We start from the raw sequence: 2,807 nt of genomic DNA, 5'->3' as shown, positions 1-2,807 counted from the left end.
CAACTGTAAACAATTTCCATTATGCATCTCATGATGAGCTGAAACAGCATCTGCATGCCTATCTAATGGCTTATACCTTCGCTAAACGACTTAAAGCCATCAAAGGCAAAACTCCTTGGCAATTTATTCTAAATCAGTGGACAATTCATCCAGAATATTTTACAATTAATCCTAACCATTTCTTGGCGGGACTAAACATCTAATCTAGCGTTTCATATTACCCCAGAATTTCTCTGTAGGATTTAGATCTGATGAATAAGGGAATAAAAATACTATTCTGGAGTCAACAGATTGGATGAGCGTTCTTATTTTTTGTGATGTATAGAATGAAACCTGCGCTATAATTAAGCCCAGTTTTAGAGTTTTCACTCAATACTCTTCTCCCCAATGATTAAAAATATTCTTATTGTAAGATCCGTTATAGATTCTGTGGATTGATTCCACTAAGACTGCTGTACTATAAATTTTTTTGGAATATTGAGCACGATTTTTACCTACAAGCTTTTTTCTTTTTTTGCTTTATCCCCTATCTTTGCAACTCGTCATATCCACACTATTTGCAGCAATACATACAAGGGGTATTGTTTCTGAGTGATTGCTTCTGAGTACTTATCTCATTTTTTTCTCTGCTTCCCCATAGGAAAAAGTTTAATACTACTGCGACATATCCTTTGCTTATAGCACACTCAGCCCCAATATCCTTCGATTTAGTATTTTCATTATTTTTGATAAATCATTCTACCTTTCAATAGTCTATTCTACATTTACACCTTAAACGTTCTCTAGCATCGTAATTTTCGTCTTTCTTATAGCCAAATAATGATAGAATGGTTATAATAAAAAAAAATATATTTAAAGATGTCGTCTTTATTGGCTTTTCGTGGTAAAAGTTTAGGAATTAAAAAGAAAGAAGGGGTAAGCTATAAGGAATCAGGTAGACGTTTTGGAACGGGTAAGCAGGCTATAGAGAGAGTACGTGTTTAGAACAAAACTTAGTTTGCTATAAGCCTAGACAGAACAATGGACATAAACTATTTAGAACAGGATATCACACGATATCCTGAGCCTCTCAGCCAGAACAAGCGAAGTGCTTTGGGGTTAGCACTGTTGAGATTTTGAAAGCCCTGAGACATCTTGGGGTTGGCTATAAAAAAATCTTAAATCATCTAAAAGCGGATCCAGAAAAAAGATCTGTATTGCGTCAAAAGCATGATGAATTAAACAGAAAAATTGATGCACGTGGAGTTGCCCATGATATGTCAAGAACTTACGGGTGTTCTATAAAAGGACAGCGTTGTAACAGAAAATAGGATTGGGGTGCCAAAAATAGAATAAATTTGTAGACTAAATCTATAAAACAAATAGTATAGGTGCTTTAATGGGTTCTACTTGAGGGGAAATTAGATTGCTTACGGGTTCTGTAGAGGTATTGATTTGTTGGGTAGAGGAAAAGGTCCTACCCAATATCCCAGAAAACCGTTGTATTGTCATGAATAATACTGATTTTCATAAAGGCAAAGCTATGCAAAAAATGATTAAAAATGCTGATCATACTTTACTTACCTCCTTATTCTCTCGAGCTTAGTCCTATTGAGAAGTAATAAGCTCACGTTAAACAGATAAGACATTCTACAACATTGTTCAATTGACGCGCGATTCTTGAGAACTTATTTTATATTTAGTTGGCTATATATTGATTATGTCATTTACTCACTGTATTCTTGTGTACCTCAAGCATTTTTGATACTTTTTTGTGTTTTTCCTTTTCTTAGCAAACGTATTAGTTTTTTTCTTTAAATCGTTAATCTATAGGCTTGTGGACATTTTTTATTTTGTTCTACCACGCTTGTGCACCTAATACAAAGACGATTTACTATAATTTACGGTATGGCCAAATACTAGGTTAAACGCACCAACACTAGGCTTCGCGCAACTTCTATTTTTAAAGTATCGATCCAAATGTGTAGCCTTTGATAATTTCTTGGCTATGGAAGTCAGATTTTTTGTGGGATACTATTGGGTATGCCCCATTCTAAAACGTTTTGAGTCTATTTTGTTCTGTATTAGAGAGGGGATTCAAACATGTAAACTCTCATCATAAAGATAAAAAAAAGTGAAAAATCTGAGTATCTATGCTATAGAATAGTCTAGTGCGTGTAGAGACACGCGGTACAAACTGCTCAAGATACAAAATCTCCAGAATTCTAACAGGGTGTATTCCTCGGATTTCGCCCGCTCACCCCGCATTGATTCACGATGTTACAATGGTTAAGGATCCAAAACCTTCACAGAAAGATGCGGGGCTCTATGCCAATTCAGAATATCTAGACAGAGCGGATAAGGATTTTTATAGTAATTTTCTTTACATAACCTCAAAAAAATCCGAATATATGTTTTGTGCCACGAAATTTTGCAAAATCTTTTCTCATCTCCAGCGTGGTTAACCTAAAAGTTAAGGCCTCCAATTTTAGACTATCACTAAATTCAAAAAGAATACCCATAGATCGCACGTAAAAGGACTTAATGGCTCGAAAACATAACATCACTATTAAGCAGCGGATCTATTAAATCTTTTTTTTCAATAAGGTGAATATCAGGAGTGGAATAAAAGAGCACCCCTATCAACCATTTTTCAAAACCCATTACAATTACTAAGCGTATATTAGAATAAAAGTAAAGGAACACAGACTATAATTGTGTAACTGTCCCACTGCATTGTACGATCATGAAGGGTATATTTAGGGCTAAACTATGCTTATTTTATAAGCAGTTACGCTTGAGCAGTGATCGGTAATGGTATAGCCTTC

General features: G+C 34.9%; 3 protein-coding genes and 1 pseudogene. 3 read left to right on the top strand and 1 reads right to left on the bottom strand.

Going from position 1 to position 2,807, the window contains the following annotated elements; all coding sequences use genetic code 11:
• Positions 1–203: pseudogene (locus tag HCUR_RS08635) on the top strand (IS481 family transposase); the annotation flags it as partial.
• 1 nt (position 204) lies between these two features.
• On the opposite strand, the gene HCUR_RS10240 reads toward HCUR_RS08635, so the two are convergent.
• The gene (locus HCUR_RS10240; RefSeq protein ID WP_104206970.1) at positions 205–369 is read right to left on the bottom strand and encodes a transposase; all 165 of its coding nucleotides are present in this window, start codon (positions 367–369) and stop codon (positions 205–207) included.
• Between the two features lie 746 nt (positions 370–1,115).
• Between HCUR_RS10240 and HCUR_RS04635 the strand changes: the two genes are divergently transcribed.
• The gene (locus HCUR_RS04635) at positions 1,116–1,310 is read left to right on the top strand and encodes a hypothetical protein (protein ID WP_104206969.1); all 195 of its coding nucleotides are present in this window, start codon (positions 1,116–1,118) and stop codon (positions 1,308–1,310) included.
• A gap of 119 nt (positions 1,311–1,429) precedes the next feature.
• A complete protein-coding gene (locus tag HCUR_RS07810; RefSeq protein ID WP_207760923.1) occupies positions 1,430–1,585 on the top strand; it encodes a hypothetical protein in 156 nt (51 codons plus the stop codon).
• Positions 1,586–2,807: the final 1,222 nt, after the last annotated feature.

The sequence above is a fragment of the Holospora curviuscula genome, from assembly GCF_002930195.1.
Taxonomy (GTDB): Bacteria; Pseudomonadota; Alphaproteobacteria; order Holosporales; family Holosporaceae; genus Holospora; species Holospora curviuscula.
Note: the sequence above shows the minus strand (reverse complement) of the source record. Positions and strands in the feature narration are given on the sequence as shown.